The organism is Microbacterium terrisoli, assembly GCF_030866805.1.
GTDB classification, from domain to species: Bacteria; Actinomycetota; Actinomycetes; order Actinomycetales; family Microbacteriaceae; genus Microbacterium; species Microbacterium terrisoli.
The window spans coordinates 2,169,676-2,190,741 of sequence record NZ_CP133019.1 but is presented as its reverse complement, the minus strand read 5'-3'; the positions used below and the strand labels follow the sequence as shown (position 1 = coordinate 2,190,741).

Annotated in this window: 18 protein-coding genes; 17 read left to right on the top strand and 1 reads right to left on the bottom strand. The window is 68.5% G+C overall.

Going from position 1 to position 21,066, the window contains the following annotated elements; translation table 11 throughout:
• The first annotated feature begins 1 nt into the window (after window position 1).
• From QU603_RS09735 to QU603_RS09710, 6 genes are read left to right on the top strand one after another with little or no spacing between them, the layout of a single operon-like run.
• Window positions 2-1,783, top strand: coding sequence for a peptidoglycan D,D-transpeptidase FtsI family protein (locus QU603_RS09735; protein ID WP_308491194.1), 1,782 nt, complete (start codon window positions 2-4; stop codon window positions 1,781-1,783).
• A gap of 21 nt (window positions 1,784-1,804) precedes the next feature.
• Window positions 1,805-3,217, top strand: a complete 1,413-nt coding sequence (locus tag QU603_RS09730) for a UDP-N-acetylmuramoyl-tripeptide--D-alanyl-D-alanine ligase (protein ID WP_308491193.1) — start codon at window positions 1,805-1,807, stop codon at window positions 3,215-3,217.
• Window positions 3,214-4,323, top strand: coding sequence for a phospho-N-acetylmuramoyl-pentapeptide-transferase (gene mraY / locus QU603_RS09725; protein WP_308491192.1), 1,110 nt, complete (start codon window positions 3,214-3,216; stop codon window positions 4,321-4,323). Before QU603_RS09730 ends, mraY begins: the two co-directional genes overlap by 4 nt.
• Window positions 4,324-4,336: 13 nt before the next feature.
• Window positions 4,337-5,878: a UDP-N-acetylmuramoyl-L-alanine--D-glutamate ligase gene (gene murD / locus QU603_RS09720; RefSeq protein ID WP_308491191.1), complete on the top strand. Its 1,542-nt coding sequence runs from the start codon at window positions 4,337-4,339 to the stop codon at window positions 5,876-5,878.
• Window positions 5,838-7,088: a putative lipid II flippase FtsW gene (gene ftsW / locus QU603_RS09715; protein ID WP_308491190.1), complete on the top strand. Its 1,251-nt coding sequence runs from the start codon at window positions 5,838-5,840 to the stop codon at window positions 7,086-7,088. The genes murD and ftsW overlap by 41 nt, the downstream gene beginning before the upstream one ends.
• A gap of 9 nt (window positions 7,089-7,097) precedes the next feature.
• Window positions 7,098-8,174, top strand: a complete 1,077-nt coding sequence (locus tag QU603_RS09710) for a UDP-N-acetylglucosamine--N-acetylmuramyl-(pentapeptide) pyrophosphoryl-undecaprenol N-acetylglucosamine transferase (RefSeq protein WP_308491189.1) — start codon at window positions 7,098-7,100, stop codon at window positions 8,172-8,174.
• A 106-nt stretch (window positions 8,175-8,280) separates the two neighbouring features.
• Here the strand turns inward: QU603_RS09710 and QU603_RS09705 are convergent, their stop codons facing one another.
• Complete coding sequence (locus QU603_RS09705; protein WP_308491188.1) at window positions 8,281-8,655, bottom strand: GntR family transcriptional regulator; 375 nt, start codon at window positions 8,653-8,655, stop codon at window positions 8,281-8,283.
• A gap of 130 nt (window positions 8,656-8,785) precedes the next feature.
• Between QU603_RS09705 and murC the strand changes: the two genes are divergently transcribed.
• From murC to QU603_RS09650, 11 genes are all read left to right on the top strand, one after another.
• Window positions 8,786-10,198 carry a UDP-N-acetylmuramate--L-alanine ligase gene (gene murC / locus QU603_RS09700; protein WP_308491187.1) on the top strand — a complete coding sequence of 471 codons (1,413 nt, stop codon included), beginning with the start codon at window positions 8,786-8,788 and terminating at the stop codon, window positions 10,196-10,198.
• Between the two features lie 3 nt (window positions 10,199-10,201).
• Window positions 10,202-11,245: an FtsQ-type POTRA domain-containing protein gene (locus QU603_RS09695; RefSeq protein WP_308491186.1), complete on the top strand. Its 1,044-nt coding sequence runs from the start codon at window positions 10,202-10,204 to the stop codon at window positions 11,243-11,245.
• A 183-nt stretch (window positions 11,246-11,428) separates the two neighbouring features.
• Window positions 11,429-12,598 (top strand): cell division protein FtsZ, encoded by a 1,170-nt coding sequence (gene ftsZ, locus QU603_RS09690; RefSeq protein ID WP_308491185.1) that lies wholly within the window; start codon window positions 11,429-11,431, stop codon window positions 12,596-12,598.
• On the top strand, window positions 12,598-13,284 hold the full coding sequence (locus QU603_RS09685; protein ID WP_308491184.1) for a YggS family pyridoxal phosphate-dependent enzyme: 687 nt from the start codon (window positions 12,598-12,600) through the stop codon (window positions 13,282-13,284). The genes ftsZ and QU603_RS09685 overlap by 1 nt, the downstream gene beginning before the upstream one ends.
• Window positions 13,285-13,315: 31 nt before the next feature.
• Window positions 13,316-13,774: a cell division protein SepF gene (locus QU603_RS09680; RefSeq protein WP_308491183.1), complete on the top strand. Its 459-nt coding sequence runs from the start codon at window positions 13,316-13,318 to the stop codon at window positions 13,772-13,774.
• 6 nt (window positions 13,775-13,780) lie between these two features.
• Complete coding sequence (locus tag QU603_RS09675) at window positions 13,781-14,083, top strand: YggT family protein (RefSeq protein WP_308491182.1); 303 nt, start codon at window positions 13,781-13,783, stop codon at window positions 14,081-14,083.
• Between the two features lie 123 nt (window positions 14,084-14,206).
• Window positions 14,207-14,788, top strand: coding sequence for a DivIVA domain-containing protein (locus QU603_RS09670; RefSeq protein ID WP_308491181.1), 582 nt, complete (start codon window positions 14,207-14,209; stop codon window positions 14,786-14,788).
• Window positions 14,789-14,796: 8 nt separating this feature from the next.
• On the top strand, window positions 14,797-15,375 hold the full coding sequence (gene lspA, locus QU603_RS09665; protein WP_308491180.1) for a signal peptidase II: 579 nt from the start codon (window positions 14,797-14,799) through the stop codon (window positions 15,373-15,375).
• Between the two features lies 1 nt (window position 15,376).
• Window positions 15,377-16,297 carry an RluA family pseudouridine synthase gene (locus tag QU603_RS09660; protein WP_308491179.1) on the top strand — a complete coding sequence of 307 codons (921 nt, stop codon included), beginning with the start codon at window positions 15,377-15,379 and terminating at the stop codon, window positions 16,295-16,297.
• A 55-nt stretch (window positions 16,298-16,352) separates the two neighbouring features.
• On the top strand, window positions 16,353-19,871 hold the full coding sequence (dnaE, locus tag QU603_RS09655; RefSeq protein ID WP_308491178.1) for a DNA polymerase III subunit alpha: 3,519 nt from the start codon (window positions 16,353-16,355) through the stop codon (window positions 19,869-19,871).
• Between the two features lie 262 nt (window positions 19,872-20,133).
• Window positions 20,134-21,060, top strand: a complete 927-nt coding sequence (locus tag QU603_RS09650; RefSeq protein WP_308491177.1) for a hypothetical protein — start codon at window positions 20,134-20,136, stop codon at window positions 21,058-21,060.
• Window positions 21,061-21,066: the final 6 nt, after the last annotated feature.

Sequence of the window (21,066 nt, the reverse complement as noted above, 5' to 3'; positions counted from 1 at the left end):
CATGACGCCCAGCAGCAGCACCCGTTCGCCACGGCGCCGCACCGTGGTGGCCCTTGCCGTTGTGCTCATCGTGCTCTGCGCGTTCGTGATCCGCTTGGTCGACATCCAGGTGGTCAACGCGCGCGAGAACGTCGACGCCGCCGTCGAGCACGGCCTCGGGGTCACCCAGACCATCGCCGGCACGCGCGGCGCCATCGTCGATGCATCCGGTCGGCCGCTGGCCTCCAGCATCCTCACCTACACGTGCCAGTACGACCCGTCGAACGTGCGCGACATCTCCCGCACCGCCGCCGACGGCACGAAGCTGGTCACCGCGTGGTCGCACGTGTCCACGCAGATCGCCAAGATCACCGGTCAGTCGGTCGACCAGGTGCGCGCGACGGTGTCGGATGCGCTGGTGAACAACCCGCACGCGCAGTACGCGCAGCTGAAGAAGGGCTTGTCCACCGAGCAGTACCGCGCGCTCATGGACCTCGGCGTCGACTACATCACCTGCACCGCCGACCCCGCCCGCGCCTATCCGAACGGCGCGGTGGCCGGAAACCTCGTCGGCTTCGTGCGGGGGGACGGCAAGCCGCTCGCCGGGCTGGAGAGCGAGTACAACCGGTGTCTGGCCGCCAAGAGCGGCACCTTGACCTTTCAGAAGGGCAAGGACGGCGTGATCATCCCGGGCACCGAGAGCGAGCAGCCGGCCACGGACGGCGGCACTCTCACACTCACGATCGACACCGACCTGCAGTGGTACATGACCCAGCTCGCGCAGCAGGCCAAGCAGGACATGCACGCCACGTTCGCGACCATCACCGTCCTGGACGTGAAGACGGGAAAGCTGAAGGCGGCCGCGGAGTATCCGACCGTCGATCCCAACAATTTCGACGCGAAGGGCAGCTACCTGTCCAGCCGCATCTTCAACTGGCAGTTCGAGCCGGGCTCAACCTTCAAGGGCATCACGGCCTCGACGCTGCTGGATTCCGGCGCGGCCACTCCCACCTCGACGGAGATCGTGCCCGACCGCAAGCACTTCCCCAATGGCGCCGTCGTCAGCGATGCCACCCGGCATCCCACCTACGACTACACCCTTGCGGGCGTGCTGATGGACTCGTCCAACGTCGGCGCCTCGACGTTCAGCCAGCGGGTGAGCCTGAAGACCCGGTACGACTACCTCAAGAAGTTCGGCATCGGGTCCGGCAGCGCGATCACGTTCCCCGGGCAGACGCAGGGCATCGTGCACCCGTACCAGCAGTGGGACAACCAGATGCGCTACGACACGTCGTACGGCCAGGGTCTGACCACCACGGTGCCCGAGCTGCTCGGCGCCTACGACGCGATCATCGACGGCGGCGTGAAGAAGCCGCTGCAGCTGGTGGAATCGTGCACCAAGCCCGACGGCACGGTCGTCAAGCCGACGCTGCCGAAGGCCACACGCGTGATCAGCTCCAAGACATCGGCGCAGATGCGCGAGATCCTCGAGAACGTCGCGCTGCAGGCCTCGTACGCCAAGATGATCAAGATCCCCGGCTACCGGATCGGCGTGAAGACCGGTACCGGTCAGATCGCGGCGAACGGGCATTACAAGGCCGGTGTCTACTACACGACGATGATCGGATTCGCCCCGGCGAACGACCCGCAGTACCTCGTCGCCGTCACGCTCGACGAGCCGACTAAGGTAAGGTCATCTTCGGCCAACGCGCCGTACTTCCAGAAGGCGATGACCCAGGTTCTCAAGACGTACCGGGTCATGCCGGCCACCAGCAAGCCGACCATTCTGCCGAAGTTCGGCTGACCCCGCGGGCCCGCATTTCACATGATCGCACTCACACTCCACGAGCTCGCCCGCGCCGTCGGCGGGCAGCTTCACCTTGCCGGATCCGACACCGACCAGACGGTCGTCTCGGGTGCGGTCGACACCGACTCGCGTCAGATGGAGCCCGGCGGGATCTTCGTCGCCAAGCCCGGCGAGGCCACCGACGGACACCTGTTCGTCGGCGCCGCCGTGGCCGCAGGCGCCGTGCTGGCCATCGTCGAGCACACCGTCGAGGCCGCCGTCACCCAGATCGTGGTGCCCGACGCGGTCCAGGCGCTGGCCGATCTCGCGCGCGAGGTCGTCGCGCGTGTGCGGGCGGGCGGGCAGCTGCGCATCGTCGGCATCACCGGCTCCAACGGCAAGACGACCACGAAGAACCTTCTGGCGCGCATTCTGCAGGACGAGGGCGAGACCGTCGCTCCGCGCGCGTCGTTCAACAACGAGGTCGGCGCGCCGCTGACCATGCTGCGCGTGACGCCGTCGACCCGCTTCCTGGTCAGCGAGTTCGGCGCCTCCGGCCCCGGCGCCATCGCGCACCTGGCCGGTCTTGTCCAACCCGACATCGGCGTCGTGCTGATGGTGGGCATGGCCCATGCCGGCGGCTTCGGCGGCATCGAGGGCACGGTGAAGGCCAAGGCCGAGCTGATCCGTGCGCTGCGCCCGGGCGGTGTCGCCGTACTGAACGCCGACGACGGCCGTGTCGCCTCGATGGCCTCGATCGCGCAGGAGCGCGGGCTGGCGGTCCGGTGGTTCGGCACGGGCCCGTCGGCCGACGTGCGCGCCGATGACATCGAGACGGATGCCGCCGGCACGCGGTGCACGGTCAGTGTCGACGGCGTCGGCCTCCCGCTGCGCCTGAAGGTGCTCGGCGCCCACCACGTGATGAACGCCATCGCCGCACTGACCGCAGCGGCCGTACTCGGAGTCGAGGCATCCGCCGCCATCGCGCGGCTGGAGACCGTCGAGCTGGCCGAACGCTGGCGCATGCAGCCGATGGGCAGCGACCGGGTGCGCATCATCAACGACGCCTACAACGCCAGCCCCGACTCGATGTCGGCAGCCCTGCGGACCCTCGCCCAGATCACCGGCCCGGACGAGCGCACGGTCGCCGTGCTGGGCGCGATGAGCGAGCTCGGCGAGTACGCCGGCGAAGAGCACGACCGCATCGGCGAACTCGCGGTGCGACTGCACATCCAGCGCATCGTGGTCGTCGGCGCCGAGGCGCGCCGCCTGTTCCTCGCAGCCGTGGGCGAAGGGTCGTGGGACGGCGAGGCGATGTTCTTCGCCACCGCCGACGAGGCCTACGACTACCTGATGGGTGAGCTGCGCGACGGCGATCGCGTGCTGGTGAAATCGTCCAACTCCGTGGGGCTGCGGTTCCTCGGCGATCGTCTGGGAGAATCGTTCTCGTGAGGTCACTCCTGACAGCAGCCGCGGTCTCGCTGGCGTTCACCCTGTTCCTCACGCCGGTATTCCTCCGGGTGTTCCGCAGATGGGGCTGGGGTCAGGTCATCCGCACGCCCGAAGACGTGCACAACCCCAGCCATGCCGCCAAACGCGGCACCGCCACGATGGGCGGGGTCATCTTCATCGTCGGGGCGGTGGTCGGGTATCTCGTCGGCTGCTACACCGGCAACAACCCACCCACGATCTCGGGCCTGCTGGTGATCTGGATGATGGTCGGGTTCGGGGTGGTCGGATTCATCGACGACTTCATGAAGGTGCGCAGCCAGCGCAGCCTCGGTCTGAGCGGGTGGCGCAAGATCCTCGGCCAGGTGGTCGTGATCGTGCCGTTCGGCGTGATGGCGATGAACTTCCCCGACCGGTACCAGCAGACGCCGGCCTCGGGAATGATCTCGGTCGTGCGCGACGTGCCGGTGCTGAACCTGTTCGCGCTGGGTGCGGTGATCGGCTGGATCCTCTACCTGATCTGGATCACGTTCATCGGCGTCGCCTGGTCGAACAGCACCAACGTCACCGACGGGCTGGACGGCCTGGCCACCGGCATCGGCATCTTCACGATCGCCGCGATGAGCCTGGTCACGTTCTGGCAGTTCAACCAGTCCTGCAGCGGCATCGGCCTCGTCGACGCCTACCAGCCCGCCTGCTACCCGACACGCGACCCGATGGATCTCACGATCATCGCGGCATCGTTCGTCAGCGCACTGATCGGGTTCCTCTGGTGGAACGCGCCCAAGGCCAAGGTCTTCATGGGCGACGTCGGCTCGATGTCGATCGGCGGGGTGATCGCGGCGCTGTCGATCCTGTCGCACACCGAACTGCTGGCCGTCCTGCTGGCCGGTGCCTTCATCGTCGGCCCCGGCTCGGTGATTCTGCAGCGCATCTACTTCAAGCTCTCGCGTGGCAGACGGCTGTTCCTCATGAGTCCGTTCCATCACCATCTCGAGATGCGCGGCTGGCCGGAGATCACAATCGTGGTGCGCATGTGGATCATCGCCGGCATGCTCGCGGTCACCGGCATCGGCCTGTTCTACGTCGAATGGCTCTCGCGCACATGAACGACGGGCGCAGATGAACGACCGACTGGACTCGCTGACCAGCTGGAACGCTGACTGGTCCGGCCTGCGTGTGGCGGTTCTCGGCCTGTCGATGACGGGGTTCTCCGTCGCCGACACCCTCGCCGAACTCGGCGCCGACGTGCTCGTGGTCACCGAGGGTGCCGATCCCGAATATGCGCGGCTGCTGCCGGTGATCGGTGCGCGGCTGCACGTGGGCGGCTTGGATGAGGTGCCCGCCGAGCTGGTGGCCTTCGCCCCCGACGTGATCGTGGCCTCACCGGGGTTCGCCCCGCATCACCCGGTGGTGGCGTGGGCGCAGGCATCGGGCATCGCGCTGTGGGGCGACATCGAGCTGGCCTGGCGTGTGCGCGACAAGGTCCTGCGCGCCGACGGCACGCCCGCCGAATGGCTGCTGATCACCGGAACGAACGGCAAGACCACCACGACCCAGATGACGGCCGCCATGCTCGTCGAGGGCGGCCTGCGGGCTGCCCCGTGCGGCAACATCGGCGTACCCGTGCTCGACGCGGTCCGCGACCCGGGCGGTTTCGACGTGCTGGTCGTTGAGATCTCCAGCCACCAGCTCTGGTATCTCTCACACCAGATCTCGCGGGAGGGCGCGGTCTCACCCCACGCGAGCGTGTGCCTGAACCTCGCTCCCGATCACCTGAAGTGGCACGGGTCGTTCGAGGCGTATCGCGACGCCAAGGCCGTCGTGTACGCCAACACACGGGTCGCCTGCGTGTACAACAGAACGGATGCCGCGACCCGGCGCATGGTCGAAGACGCCGAGGTGGTCGAGGGCGCGCGGGCCGTGGGCTTCGGTCTGGACATTCCCGGCCCCAGCGACGTGGGAGTGGTCGAGGGGATCCTCGTGGACCGCGCCTTCCTGGACGATCGACGCACGAGCGCGCTCGAACTGTGCACCGTCGACGACCTCGCCGCGCACGGTCTCGCCGCGGCGCACCTCGTCGCCGACGCGCTGGCCGCCGCCGCCCTGGCCCGCTCGCTCGAGGTGCCGCCCGCGGCGATCCGTGAGGCGCTGATCGCCTTCCATCTGGATGCGCACCGCATCCAGAACGTGGGCACCGTCCGCGGCATCACCTGGATCGACGATTCGAAGGCGACCAACCCGCATGCCGCGGCATCCTCGCTCGCCGCCTACCCGGGTGCGGTCTGGATCGTCGGGGGACGGCTCAAGGGTGTCGACATCAACGGCCTGGTCGAAAGCCGCGGGCCCGCAACGAAGGCCGCCATCGTGATCGGCCTGGATCGCACCGAGATCGTCGCGGCGTTCGCCCGACACGCGCCGTCGGTGCCGGTGATCGAGGTCGATGCCGGTGAGACTGAAGATGTCATGGCGCAGGTCGTCCGAATCGCTGCGGGCGTCGCCGATGACGGGGACGTGGTGCTCCTCGCCCCCGCCGCGGCATCGTTCGATCAGTTCACCTCCTACGCCGACCGGGGGAGGCGCTTCGCCGCCGCCGTGCAGGACCTGACGGCGGGGGGAGCCGATGACGAGCACGACGACCCGTCCGGCTCGCGGGACGCCTGAGCCGGCTGAGCGCTCCGGGCGCGGGCTGACCGCGCGCGTGTCCCTGGGCCGCGTGTTCGCGCCGGTTCCCAGCGAGTTCCTGCTGATCGCCTCGACATCGCTGCTGCTGACCGGCTTCGGTCTGGTGATGGTGCTCTCGGCCACCTCGGCCATCGGCACCGCGAACGGCGACCAGCCGTACGAGGCACTGCTCAAGCAGGGGATCTTCGCCGTGATCGGCGTGCCGCTCATGTTCATCATGAGCCGCTTTCCGATCGCCTTCTGGAAGCGGATGGCCTGGCCGGCGCTGATCATCGCGACCCTCGGTCAGATGCTCGTGTTCACCCCGCTCGGCCACAGCAACGACGGCAACCGCAACTGGATCGTCATCGCCGGCATGCAGGCCCAGCCGTCCGAGTTCCTCAAGCTCGCCCTCGCGCTATGGCTGGGCTACGTGCTCTACCGTAAGCAGACCCTGCTCGGACTGTGGCGGCACGTGTTCATCCCCGTGGTGCCGGTGGCCGCCCTAGTGATCGCCACCGTCATGGCCGGTCACGACCTGGGCACCGCGATGATCCTGGTGCTGATCGTGATCGCGGCGCTGTTCTTCTCCGGCGTCAAGCTGCGCATCTTCATCATCCCGCTCCTGCTGGGAGTGATCGGCGTCGCCGTGCTCGCGGTGACCAGCACCGACCGCATGCGGCGCATCATGAGCTTCCTCGACCCGGTCTGCGCCGACTACTACAACACCTGCTACCAGCCGCTGCACGGCATCTGGGGCCTGGCCAGCGGCGGGTTCTTCGGCCTGGGGCTGGGCAACTCCAAGCAGAAGTACGACTGGCTGCCGGCGGCCGCCAACGACTACATCTTCGCGATCGTCGGCGAAGAGCTGGGCCTGGTCGGGTGCTGCGTCGTCCTCGTGCTGCTCGCGCTGTTCGCCGTGGGCGCGTTCCACGTCATCCGCAAGACCGACGACATGTTCGTGCGCATCGCGGCGGGTGCGATCGTGATCTGGATCGTGGGCGAGGCGCTGCTGAACATCGGCGTGGTCCTGCGCCTGTTCCCGGTGCTGGGCGTGCCGCTGCCGTTCCTGTCGCAGGGCGGCACGTCGCTGCTGTCGACGCTGCTGGCGTGCGGGGTGCTGCTGTCCTTCGCCAGATCTCTGCCCGCGAAGGGCCCGACGCCCGTCGCCGCCCCTGCGGCGGCGAAGACTCCGCGGCGCACCCGCTAGCCTCGTGTGGTGACGACCTACTTACTGGCCGGAGGCGGAACCGCCGGCCATGTCAACCCGCTGCTGGCCGTGGCCGATGGTCTGCGCGAGCGCGACCCGGCCGCACACGTACTCGTGCTCGGCACGCGGGAGGGACTCGAGGCGCGCCTGGTCCCCGAACGCGGCTACGAACTGCTGTTCGTCGACAAGGTGCCCTTCCCCCGCCGGCCGAACGGCGACGCGGTGAGGTTCCCGGGTCGATTCCGTCGCGCGATCGCACAGGTGCGGCAGCACGTGCGAGAACGCGGCGTCGATGTCGTGGCCGGGTTCGGCGGGTACGCGTCTGCGCCGGCCTACGTCGCGGCGCGGCGTGAGAAGGTGCCGTTCGTCGTGCACGAGGCCAACGCCAAGCCGGGCCTTGCCAACGTGCTCGGCGCACGCCGCGCGGCGGCGGTCGGGGTCGCCTTCGAGGGCACGCGGCTGCGCGGCGCCGAGCCGGTGGGCATGCCCTTGCGGCGCGAGATCGTCGACCTCGACCGCGTCGGGCTGCGCGTGCAGGCCGCAGAGTTCTTCGGGCTGGATGCCGGCAAGCCCACGCTGCTGGTGTTCGGCGGCTCACTCGGCGCGCGCCGGCTGAACGAGGCGTTCGCCGGGTCGTGGCAGGACGTGCTGGATGCCGGGTGGCAGCTGATCCACGTCACCGGCGAGCGCAGTGACCTGGCCGACCCGGGTGTGCCCGGTTATGCGATGCGGCGCTACGTCGACCGGATGGACCTCGCCTTCGCCCTCGCCGATCTGATCGTGTCGCGATCGGGTGCGGCCACGGTGAGCGAGATCAGCGCCCTGGGGATCCCGGCGGTGTACGTGCCCTATCCGGTCGGCAACGGCGAGCAGAGCCTGAACGCCGCCTCGGCCGTACGCGCCGGCGCGGCACGGATCATCCCAGACGGCGCGTTCACCCCCGAGGTCGTCACGAGTGCGATCATCGGCCTGCTGGGCGATGCCGACGGGATCGACGAGATGCGGCAGGCTGCGGCATCGGTCGGCACGCGCGCCGGAACGCAGAACGTCATCGCCCTGATCGACCGGGCCCTCGCCGACCGCTGACGGGCCCGATCTCGGTCGTGGCCCGGCCTGCGTCGTCCACTGGCGTCGCCCGGTGCCTCGAGATCGCGCAGACTGCCCGGTCGGGGACCGCACGCGCGGGTCGGCGTCACGCGCCCGCGCGCAGGGCCGCTGCAGCCAGGGCGAGTGCCTCGTCGGCGTCGAGCCCGAGACCGCGGATCTGCTCCGCGAACGCGGCAGCCGCCCGCTGCGCCTGCTGACGCAGCGGGTCGCGGTCCAGGCTCACGAAGCTCCCCGCGCGTCCCCGGGTCTCGATGATGCCGGATGCCTCGAGCTCGCGGTACGCGCGCGCCACGGTGCCCGTGGCCAGACCCAGGTCGTCGGCCAGGCGACGCACGGTCGGCAGACGCTCACCGGCGACCAGTCCACCCGAGGCGATGGTGGCCACCAGCTGCGCCCGCAGCTGCTCGAACGGCGGTGCAGCGTTCGCCGGATCGATGTGCAGGGTCTGCTCGGCGTCCATACCCGTTTGTACCACCGTCTGGATCAGCGTCACACCGCGTGCCTGCGGCCGGACCGCGGCATCCCGCCCAGCCACCTCACAGCGCGCCACGCCCGGGGGCATCGCCGGGCCAATCTAGGATGGATCCGTCATGATCAGACCCGACCTGAGCCTTCCCATCCCCGACGACATCCACGCTGCGCACTTCATCGGCATCGGCGGATCCGGCATGTCGGGGCTCGCGCGCATGTTCCTGGCCCGCGGCATCCGGGTCTCCGGCTCCGACCGTGCCGACAGCGCGAACCTGCGGGCTCTGGCCGCTCTCGGCGCCGACGTGCACGTCGGGCACGACGCAGCGCACCTCGGCGACGCCGATACCGTCATCCACACCGGCGCCATCTGGCCGACCAATCCCGAATACGTCACCGCCCGGCAGCGGGGGCTCGCGGTCATCCACCGTTCGCAGGCGCTGCATTGGCTCATCGGCGGTCGCCGTCTGGTCTCGGTCGCCGGCGCGCACGGCAAGACAACCTCGACGGGCATGATCGTCACGGCCCTGCAGGCACTGGGCACCGACCCGACATTCGTCAACGGGGGAGTGATCGCCCAGCTCGGCGTTTCCAGCGGCACCGGGTCCGACGAGCTGTTCGTGATCGAGGCCGACGAATCCGACGGCACGTTCGAGCTGTACGACACGTCGGTGGCGCTGGTCACCAACGTCGACCCCGACCACCTGGACCACTACGGCACCGCCGATGCGTTCTACGACGCGTTCGCACGCTTCGCCGACAAGGCGCGTGAGGCCGTGGTCATCTCGGCCGACGACGCGGGCGCCACCCGTGTGCGCGCCCAGCTGGCACACGCGCACATCGTGACGTTCGGGCAGGATGCCGCAGCCGACGTGCGCGTGAGTGACATCCGCACCGACGGGCCTGTCACGTTCACCGTCTCGCACGGCGGGGTCTCGGTCGCCGCGCGTCTGCCGGTGCCGGGAGCACACAATGCGGTCAACGCCGCGGGGGCCGCCGCCGTGCTGCTCACGCTGGGGTTCGACCTGGCCGACGCCGTGCACGCGATCGAGGGCTTCACCGGCACCGTGCGCCGGTTCGAGCTGCACGGCGTCCAGCGCGGGGTCAGCGTGTACGACGACTACGCACACCACCCGACCGAGGTCGCCGCGGCCCTCACCGCCGCGCGCAGCGTCGTCGGCGAGGGGCGGATCATCGCGATCCAGCAGCCGCACACATACTCGCGCACGCAGCAGATGCACCACGAGTTCGCCGAGGTGCTCGAGCACCTGGCCGATCACACCGTCATGCTGGACGTCTACGGTGCGCGCGAGGACCCGGTGCCCGGTGTGACCGGCAAGCTCGTCAGCGACGACTTCGCCGACCCGTCGAACGTGCATTATGTGGCCGACTGGCAGGATGCCGCGGACTACACCGCCTCGATCGCCCGTGACGGCGACTACGTCATCACCCTCGGCTGCGGCAACGTGTATCAGATCATCCCGCAGGTGCTCGAGGCGCTCGGCCGGACCCCCGCCGCGGCCGACCAGGGATAGCCCATGCGCCGGCCCGCACCGCTTCCCGCTCCGGCACGGCCCGCGCCGCGGCCGTCCGCAGCCGGTGGGGCCTCGTCGCCCGGCGTGGACGGCACGGACGAGACGGGGCGGGATGCCGCGGCCCGGGTGGTTGCGCTCGCCGGCGGTGCGGCACCGGACGGTGACCGTCCGGCCGGCGGGGAGCATGCCGGCGTCGCTGACGCCACAGGCCCGGCAGTGGGGGCCGGCGCGGGTGCCGGCCTCGACGCGGGAGCCGGCGCCGGCTCTGTCGCGGACGACGGCATCGTCGGGATGCGTGATGTGTGGCGGGCGGCCCGCGCACGGCGTCGGGCGCTGCGCGCCGAGGTGCGCCGGTTCACCGGGCGCCAGCGCCGGCGCCGCGCCATCTGGATCTGTGTGGCCGTCGCCTTCGCGGTGCTCATCGCCGGGTCGTTCGGCGTGGCGTACAGTCCGCTGTTCGCCGTGCAGCGCATCTCAGTGGTCGGCGCGCACAGCCTGAAGGCTGCCGCCGTCGAACACGCCCTGGCCTCGCAGCTGGGAACGCCGCTGCCCTTGGTCGACGATGCGGCGGTCAAGGCCGCGCTCGTGCGCTTTCCGCTCGTGGAGACCTACACGCTGCAGGCCAGACCTCCGCACGAGCTGGTCGTGCGGATCGTGGAGCGCACACCCGTCGGTGTGGTGACGGGTCCCGCCGGCTACACGCTCGTGGATGCTGCCGGAGTGGCGCTGTCGACCACGGCGACGGCGCCGGAAGGTGAACCGGTGCTGACGGTGACCGGGGGAGTGGACTCGGATGCCTTCCGCTCGACGGGGCTCGTCATCCGCTCTCTGCCATCTGATCTGCGTGCACTGGTCACCGCGGTGTCGGCATCCACCCCCGATGACGTGACGCTCACGCTGGGCAAGACCGGATCGAAGGTCATGTGGGGCGGCGAGGACGACTCCGGGCGGAAGGTGCTGGTGCTGAAGGCGCTGATGAAACGGTACCCACCGGCCAAGACGGGTCTGTACGATGTGTCATCGCCTGACGCGGTCCTCGTGAAGTAGCGACAGCGTGCGCCCGATCGGGGGAGTTTCGACTCGCTCTTCGCGACACGCCCACGGCGTCGCGGGCTGTCGTGCCCCCTCCGCTTATCTTCAATCAAAAGGAATTGCATACCGGGCAATTCTTTAAACCTCTAGATGAGGTTGAAGGTTTACAGCTTGGTTCGGGACGAGACGGAGGCCGGCATGAGCCAGAACCAGAACTACCTCGCAGTGATAAAGGTGGTCGGCGTCGGCGGCGGTGGTGTCAACGCCGTGAACCGCATGATCGAGCTGGGGCTGCGCGGTGTCGAGTTCATCGCCGTCAACACCGACGCGCAGGCGCTGCTCATGAGCGACGCCGACATCAAGCTCGACGTCGGGCGCGAGCTCACGCGCGGGCTCGGTGCGGGTGCCGATCCCGAAGTGGGTCGGCGTGCGGCCGAAGACCACGCCGAAGAGATCGAAGAGGCCCTCGCCGGGGCCGACATGGTCTTCGTCACGGCAGGCGAGGGCGGCGGCACGGGAACGGGCGGCGCGCCCGTGGTGGCCAAGATCGCCAAGTCGATCGGGGCTCTCACGATCGGCGTGGTCACCAAGCCCTTCTCGTTCGAGGGCCGTCGGCGCCAGAGTCAGGCCGAAGCCGGTGTGGCCAAGCTGAAAGAAGAGGTCGACACGCTCATCGTGGTGCCCAACGACCGGCTGCTGGAGATCAGCGACCGCGGCATCTCGATGATCGAGGCGTTCGCCACCGCGGACCAGGTGCTGCTGGCCGGCGTTCAGGGCATCACCGACCTGATCACCACGCCCGGTCTGATCAACCTCGACTTCGCCGACGTCAAGTCGGTCATGCAGGGGGCGGGCTCGGCCCTGATGGGCATCGGCTCGGCCCGCGGCGCGGATCGCGCGATCAAGGCGGCAGAGCTCGCCGTCGAATCTCCGCTGCTGGAGGCTTCGATCGAGGGTGCGCACGGCGTGCTGCTGTCGGTGCAGGGCGGATCCAACCTCGGCATCTTCGAGATCAATGACGCCGCGCAGCTGGTCAAGGAGGCCGCGCACCCCGAAGCGAACATCATCTTCGGCACGGTCATCGACGACACGCTGGGCGACGAGGTGCGGGTCACGGTCATCGCGGCGGGCTTCGACGGCGGCGAGCCGCAGGCGCGCATCGAGCCGATGATCGGCAGCCGCACGGCACCGGCGCTGCCGGCGACGACGGCCGATGAGGCCGCATCCCGGAACGCGGGCGACGAGCCGAAGGACGGCTCCGACCAGAAGCCGGCAGTCAAGAGCGTGCCGGTCGCGGTCGTCGCCGAAACGGGCTACGACTCGGCGTTCGGCGACGACGACCTCGACATCCCCGACTTCCTGAAGTAGTGGACGACCTCGCCTCGCGGCTCGCCGCAGTCGACGCGCGCATCGCCGATGCCGCGCGCGCGGCGGGCCGCGATCCGGCTTCGCTGACGCGGATCGTCGTCACCAAGTTCCATCCGGCCGCACTGGTCGCGCAGCTCCACCGTCTCGGAGTGCGCGACGTGGGCGAGAACCGGCAGCAGGAGCTGACCGGCAAGACGGCGGAACTGGCGACGCTGACCGATCTGCGGTGGCACTTCATCGGGCAGGCGCAGACCAAGAAGGCGCGCGCCATTCGGGCGGCGGCATCCGTCGTGCATTCGCTCGACCGTGACAGACTCGCCGACGCGCTCGAACGCGCCGGCGAAGACACCGACGCCGTGCTGGACGTGCTGCTGCAGGTCAACCTCACCCAGGATCCGGATCGCGGAGGGGTGGCTCCCGCACAGCTGGAGCGGCTGGCCGAGCACACGGCGGGATGCCGCACCCTGCGCGTGCGCGGGATCATGGCCGTCGCTCCGCTCGACGAGGAGCCGGCCGCCGCGTTCGCACGACTGGCAGGCTTCGCGCAGCGCCTTCGCACCGTGGTGCCGGATGCCGACTGGATCTCGGCCGGGATGACGGCCGACTTCGGCGAGGCGATCGCCGCCGGTGCGACACACCTGCGGATCGGCTCGGCAATCACGGGACCGCGACCCGTGCACGATTAGCCTCGACTCAGACAAGCAAACGGAGGATGCGATGTCGAACCCGCTCAAGAAGACCATGGTGTACCTGGGCCTCGCCGACGAAGAAGAGATCGAAGACGAGCCCACCGCCGCACCGCACAGCACGGCCAAGACCATCGAGAAGGCTCCGGCCCCGGTCACGCCCATCCACCGGCCCGCCGTCGTGCGCCAGCCGGCCCCTGCCGCTGTCAGCGAGATCCTCACCGTGCACCCGAAGCAGTATCGCGACGCACAGCTGATCGCCGAGAACTTCCGTGAGGGAATCCCGGTCATCATCAACCTGTCGCAGATGAGCGACGCCGACGCGCGCCGCCTCGTGGACTTCGCGAGTGGGCTGTCGTTGGGGCTGTACGGCCGCATCGAGCGCGTGACGAGCAAGGTCTTCCTGCTCTCACCCGAGAACGTCGCGCTGTCCGGCGACGGCACGGTCGCCCAGGCCGATCCCGACGTCACGCCCTTCACCCAGCACTGACGCGGCGTGCAGATCGTCCATGTCATAGCAGCCGTCGTCTACTGGCTGCTGCTGCTGTACGTCGTGGCGCTGTTCGCACGGATGGTGCTGGACATCATCCCGCTCGTCAATCGAGGGTGGCGCCCGAGCGGCGCCGGTCTCATCGCCGCCGAAGTGGTCTACACCATCACCGATCCGCCGATCCGGTTCCTCCGCCGGTTCGTGCGGCCCGTGCGCATCGGTTCGATCGCGATCGATCTCGCTTTCACGATCGTGCTGATCGCCTGCTTCATCCTGATGTCGATCGTGCGTGCTCTCACGTTTCTGTGAGTGCCCTCCTCGCACCCCGTCACAGCGCCGACTATGCTGTCCAGGTAACACCGGTTCACTGGGCCGGGGTGCCCAGACATCGGTCAGCATCACGTTCACAACGAGCCCCGAAACGAGGAAGAAATGCCTTTGACTCCGGATGACGTCGTCACCAAGCAGTTCCAGCACGTCCGGTTCAAGGAGGGTTTCGACCCCGACGAGGTCGACGATTTCCTCGACGAGGTCGTCGTCGAGTGGCGCAAGGCCCTGGCTGAGAACGAAGAGCTCAAGGCGAAGATCGCCGCCCTCGAGTCCGGTCAGCCCGCCCCCGCACCGGCCGCCGCCGAGCAGGCACCTGCTGCCGCAGCGCCGGCCGTGCAGCCTGCGGCCGTCGGCGGTGCGAGCCAGAGCGCCGGCATCATCGAGCTGGCTCAGCGTCTGCACGACGAGCACGTCGCCGAGGGCAAGGCCCAGCGGGACAAGCTCATCGCCGATGCGCAGGCGCAGGCGGCCACGATCGTGTCGCAGGCCGAAGCCCGTGGCCGTGACGAGATCGCCCGCCTCGACAAGGAGCGCTCAGCTCTGGAGAGCCGCATCTCCGAGCTGAGCACGTTCGAGCGCGACTATCGCGCCCAGCTGCGCAGCTACATCGAAGGCAAGCTGCGCGAGCTCGAGACCACGGCGAACGCTTCCGGCCCGACGCCGGTCTCGTCCGTCGGCCTGTAGGGCCGGCGGTGAGTGGCCGCGCCCCTCTGCGGACGGTCGCGGCCGGTACCATCGTCGTCGTTCTGTCGGCGCTGGTGCTGGTCGCCGATCAGTTCACGAAGTACCTCGCGCTGAAGCACCTGCCGTTCGAGCAAGGTGTGCACGTGATCGGGGACTTCCTGATCTTCTTCCTGATCAAGAACGCCGGTGCGGCCTTCTCCCTCGGCGAGAGCGTGACCTGGCTGTTCACGATCGCCCTCGCCGTGGTCGCTCTGGTGATCATCTGGCTGGTGGGCACGCGGGTGCACTCCCGCGCATGGGCCATCGTTCTGGGCCTGCTGCTGGGCGGCGTGCTCGGCAATCTGTCGGATCGGCTGTTCCGCGAGCCCGGTTTCCCGGTCGGTCACGTCGTCGACTTCATCAACATGCCGTGGATGATGCCCGCGACCTTCAACGTGGCCGACATGTTCATCACGACGATGATGGTGGCCGTGGCGATCCTCGTGCTCACGGGGCTGCGCCTGGACGGCACGCGAGACAAGCACGCCTCGACCATGGGTGATGACGCGGGCGAGGCGTCCAAGGCCGACACGTCCTCGAAGGACTGAGGTGGAGTCCCGCACGCTTCCGGTGCCCGACGGCCTGGCCGGCTCTCGGGTCGATGCCGCTCTGGCGAAGATGCTCGGCTTCTCGCGCACGTTCGCGGCCGAGGTCGCAGACGCCGGCGGCGTGAGCGTGGACGGGCGTACGGCCGGCAAGTCCGATCGGCTGCACGCCGGTTCGTGGGTCGATGTGTCGTGGACGCCGAAGGCCGAGCCCGTGGTGGTGCCGGTCGCGGTGCCGGACCTGGGCATCGTGTACTCCGACGACGACATCGTCGTCGTCGACAAGCCGGCGGGCGTGGCCGCCCATCCGTCGCTGGGGTGGGGGGGCCCGACGGTGCTCGGGGCGCTGGCGGCGGCCGGATTCCGCATCGCGACCACGGGACCTGCCGAACGGCAGGGGATCGTGCATCGGCTGGATGCCGGAACCAGCGGTCTGATGGTCGTGGCATCCAGCGAACGCGCCTACGTCGCGCTCAAGCGCGCGTTCAAAGAGCGCACGGTCGAGAAGATCTACCACGCGGTCGTGCAGGGCCACCCCGATCCGCTGGCGGGCACGATCGATGCCCCCATCGGTCGGCACCGCTCGCACCCGTGGAAGTTCGCTGTCACGCCCGACGGCAAGGACTCGATCACCCACTACGAGACGATCGAGGCGTTCCGCGGGGCATCTCTGCTGGAGATCCACCTCGAGACCGGCCGCACGCATCAGATCCGCGTGCACATGGCCGCGCATCGGCATCCCTGTGTCGGCGACCCGCTCTACGGCTCGGATCCGACGCTGTCGGCGCGGCTGGGCATGACGCGGCAGTGGCTGCACGCGCATAGGCTCGCGTTCACGCACCCCCGCGCGGGCGAACGGGTGTCATTCGAGTCGCCGTATCCGGCCGATTTCCAGCATGCGCTGGACATCTTGCGCGAAGACTGACCGCTGACCGCCGCGCCGGGCGCCGAGGTCGGAGCCGGTACGTAGACTCGATCTCGTGGCATCCGATTCTTTCGTTCACCTGCACGTGCACAGCGAGTACTCGATGCTGGACGGTGCCGCCCGCATCGGATCGATGGTCGAAGAAGCCGCCCGGCTCGAGATGCCGGCGATCGCGGTGACCGACCACGGCAACACGTTCGCGGCGTTCGAGTTCTACAAGACCGCCAAGGCGGCCGGCATCAAGCCGATCATCGGCATCGAGGCGTACGTGACTCCGGGTACGCACCGCTCCGACAAGGCGCGCGTGCGGTGGGGGACCCCCGAGCAGAACGACGACGACGTCTCGGGTTCGGGTGCGTACACGCACATGACCCTGCTCAGCGAGACCAGCGAGGGCATGCACAACCTGTTCCGGCTCTCGAGCCGGGCCAGCCTCGAGGGCTACTACTTCAAGCCGCGGATGGACCGCGAACTGCTGCAGAGCTACAGCAAGGGGCTGATCGCCACCACGGGGTGCCCGTCTGGTGAGATCCAGACCCGCCTGCGGCTCGGTCAGTACGACGCGGCGCGTGCGGCAGCCGCCGAGTTCCAAGACATCTTCGGCCGCGACAACTACTTCTGCGAGATCATGGACCACGGTCTGTCGATCGAGCGGCGCGTGATCGGCGACCTGCTGAAGATCGCGAAAGACCTGCAGATCCCATTGGTGGGCACCAACGACCTGCACTACACGCACCAGCACGACGCTACCAGCCACGCCGCGCTGCTGTGTGTGCAGTCCGGCTCGACTCTCGACGACCCGAAGCGATTCAAGTTCGACGGCGACGGCTACTACGTCAAGTCGCCCGCCGAGATGCGGCAGGTGTTCCGCGACCACCCCGAAGCCTGCGACACGACGCTGCTGATCGCCGAGCGCTGCAACGTCGAGTTCAACCTGGGTGCGAACTACATGCCGCGCTACCCCGTGCCCGACGGCGAGACCGAAGAGAGCTGGTTCATCAAAGAGGTCGAGAAGGGGCTGCGCTTCCGCTACCCGGACGGCATCCCCGACGCGGTGCGCAAGCAGGCCGACTACGAGTGCGGCGTCGTCGCGCAGATGGGGTTCCCGGGCTACTTCCTCGTGGTGGCCGACTTCATCAACTGGGCCAAGGACAACGGCATCCGCGTCGGCCCCGGACGCGGGTCCGGTGCCGGCTCCATGGCCGCGTACGCCATGCGGATCACCGACCTCGACCCGCTCAACCACGGGCTCATCTTCGAGCGGTTCCTCAACCCCGACCGCGTCTCGATGCCCGACTTCGACGTTGACTTCGACGACCGGCGTCGCGGCGAGGTGATCCAGTACGTCACCGAGAAGTACGGCGACGACCGGGTCGCCCAGATCGTCACGTACGGCACGATCAAGGCCAAGCAGGCGCTGAAGGACGCCGGGCGCGTGCTCGGCTTCCCCTTCAGCATGGGTGAGAAGCTCACCAAGGCGATGCCGCCGGCGGTGATGGGCAAAGACATGCCGCTGGGCGGCATGTTCGACCCGAAGCATCCGCGCTACAAAGAGGCATCCGAGTTCCGGACGGTCATCGAGACCGACCCCGATGCCAAGACCGTGTTCGACACCGCCGTGGGTCTGGAGAACCTGAAGCGTCAGTGGGGCGTGCACGCGGCCGGCGTCATCATGTCCAGTCATCCGCTGACCGACATCATCCCGATCATGAAGCGGGAGCAGGACGGTCAGATCGTCACGCAGTTCGACTATCCGTCCTGCGAGACGCTCGGCCTGATCAAGATGGACTTCCTGGGGCTGCGAAACCTCACGATCATCAACGACGCGCTCGACAACATCGAAGCCAACCGCGGGCATCCGCTGGTGCTCGAAGAGCTGCCGCTGGATGACCGCGAGTCGTACGACCTTCTTTCGCGCGGCGACACACTCGGCGTGTTCCAGCTCGACGGCGGGCCGATGCGGTCGCTGCTGCGGCTGATGAAGCCCGACAACTTCGAAGACATCTCGGCGGTCATCGCGCTGTATCGACCGGGACCGATGGGTGCCAACTCGCACATCAACTACGCACTGCGCAAGAACGGTCAGCAGGAGATCTCGCCGATCCATCCGGAGCTGGCCGAGCCGCTGCAAGACATCCTCGAGACCAGCTTCGGCCTGATCATCTATCAGGAGCAGGTGATGGCCATCGCCCAGCGCGTCGCCGGGTTCTCGCTCGGCCAGGCCGACATCCTGCGCCGCGCGATGGGCAAGAAGAAGAAGTCCGAGCTCGACAAGCAATACGCAGGCTTCCACCAGGGCATGATCGACCGCGGGTACGGCGAGGGCGCGATCAAGGCGCTGTGGGACATCCTGCTGCCCTTCTCGGACTACGCGTTCAACAAGGCCCACTCCGCCGCTTACGGCCTGGTGTCGTACTGGACGGCATATCTGAAGGCCCACTACCCGGCCGAGTACATGGCGGCTCTGCTGACCAGCGTGGGGGACTCGAAGGACAAGCTCGCGCTGTATCTGAACGAGTGCCGGCGCATGGGCATCAAAGTGCTGCCGCCGGACGTCTCGGAGTCGATCAAGTACTTCGCGGCCGTGGGGGAGGACATCCGGTTCGGTCTGGGCGCGATCCGCAACGTCGGCTCCAACGTCGTCGACGGCATCGTCCAAGCCCGGCAAGAAGGCCCATACACGACCTTCCACGACTTCCTGCGCCGGGTTCCGCCGCACGTCGCCAACAAGCGCACGGTGGAATCGCTGATCAAGGCCGGTGCATTCGACTCGATGGGCGCCACGCGCCGTGCCCTCGTTGAGATCCACGAAGACGCGACCGAGGCCGCGGTGCTCGACAAGCGTCGCGAGGCGCACGGCGAGGTCGGATTCGACTTCGACTCGTTGTGGGGCGACGACGAGCCGCAGCACGACAGCAAGGTGCCCGATCGTCCGGAGTGGACCAAGAAGGACAAGCTCGCCTTCGAGCGCGAGATGCTCGGGCTGTATGTCTCGGACCACCCGCTGGCGGGGCTGGAGATTCCGCTCGCCAAGCACGCGTCGATCAACATCCACGATCTGCTCAGCAGCGAGGACATGCGCGACGGCGACCAGGTCACCGTCGCGGGGCTGGTCACCAGCGTGCAGCACCGTGTGGCCAAGCAGAGCGGCAACCCCTACGGCATGATCACCGTCGAGGACTTCAACGGCGAGGTGACGGTCATGTTCATGGGCAAGACCTACACCGAGTTCCAGACCATGCTGCAGGCCGACTCGATCCTGGTGGTGCGCGGCCGGGTGTCGCGGCGCGACGATGGGCTGAACCTGCACGCGCAATCGTGCTTCTCACCCGACCTCGGGGTGGCGGACGCATCCGGGCCACTCACGCTGACCATGCCCGAGCATCGCGCCACCCAGCGCGTGGTGGGCGATCTCGCCGAGATGCTTCAGCGACACCACGGCGACACCGAGGTGACGCTGCGGCTGTATCGCGGCGGCACGGCGAAGGTGTTCGAGGTGCCGATGCCTGTGCATGTGACAGCAGATCTCTATGGAGAGCTCAAGGGATTGCTCGGTCCCAATTGTCTCGGGTGACCGCTCAGATAGGATCGGACGGCGCCGGGCCGACACGCGCCGCGGCCATCGGAAGGAGACCCTGTGACCGACGAACAGCACACAGACCCGCGGCAGGGCGTCAACGCGCACGATGATGCATGACTGACGGATGCCGCCGGTCACGGCGCTAGCACGAGGGCGACGGCGTTTCCGGTGGCCGACGCCCAGGCCGCCGAAGACACGACCCCGGTGCAGTACGGCGTCGGGGCCGTTCTCGTTGCGCGAAGTGATCCTCGCCGGTGTGTGGATCGTCGCATTCGTCGTCTCGTTCTTCTCGAACAGCTCGTACGTGTTCAGCTCGGTGTGGACGCACGGCATCGACTGGATCCTCGCAATCGGTCGTGCCGACCGGTGGGCCGTCTTCCTGCTCGTGCTGCGCCGACTTTCGCCCACCGGCATCCGTCGTGTCGGCTCGCTGGGCATCGACCAGTTCGCCTCGGTCGCCTTCAGCGTCGCAGCAGTCGTCTGGCTGCAGATGCTGTGGTTGCAGGTCGCGGTAGTCATCGCCGGCGGAGGCGTGCGCTCGCAGACGGGGATCGCCGTGGTCAGTGTGCCGTGGGTCACGACCTGGGTGCCGTGGGTGGAGCTGGTGCTCATGCTCGCCGGCGTCGTGCTGACGGTGTTCGCCCCGTTCATCCCGGGGCTCTCGGACGACTTCCGGCACCGCCCCGAGACCGTCTCACATCGCAGCGCGCGCCTGGCGCGTCCGGTCGCGCCCCGGCCCAAGCCGGTGCTGTCGCCGGTTCCCGCCCATGCCTTCGCTCCGGAACGGACCGCGCCGGCAGCGGCTGCACCCGCAGAGGCGGCACAGGCGACGGTCGCACCGCAGGCGACGACTCCCGCCGAGGCGGATGATGCGTCTGCAACGCCCTCTGCAGTCGACGCGGCGGCCGCCGGTGACGATGTGCCCGCCGGCGGCGGCATGTCGAAGGAGGCGGCATCCGACCAAGACGCGACCAGCGCCGTTCCCGCGGCCTCGCGTCAGGCGTTCTGGGCGCTTGTACCCGAGGAGCGCGACGTCGTCGATGAGAACGGCACCGCGCTGTTCCGCATCGGCCCGACCGCCTGGGCCCTCGTCATCGAAGACCGTGGGTCTTCGTACGTCGTCCGCCACGAAGACGGCCGGGTCGGCCTGCTCAACGACGTGTCGGGGGTCACGCGCGGCTGACGCCCC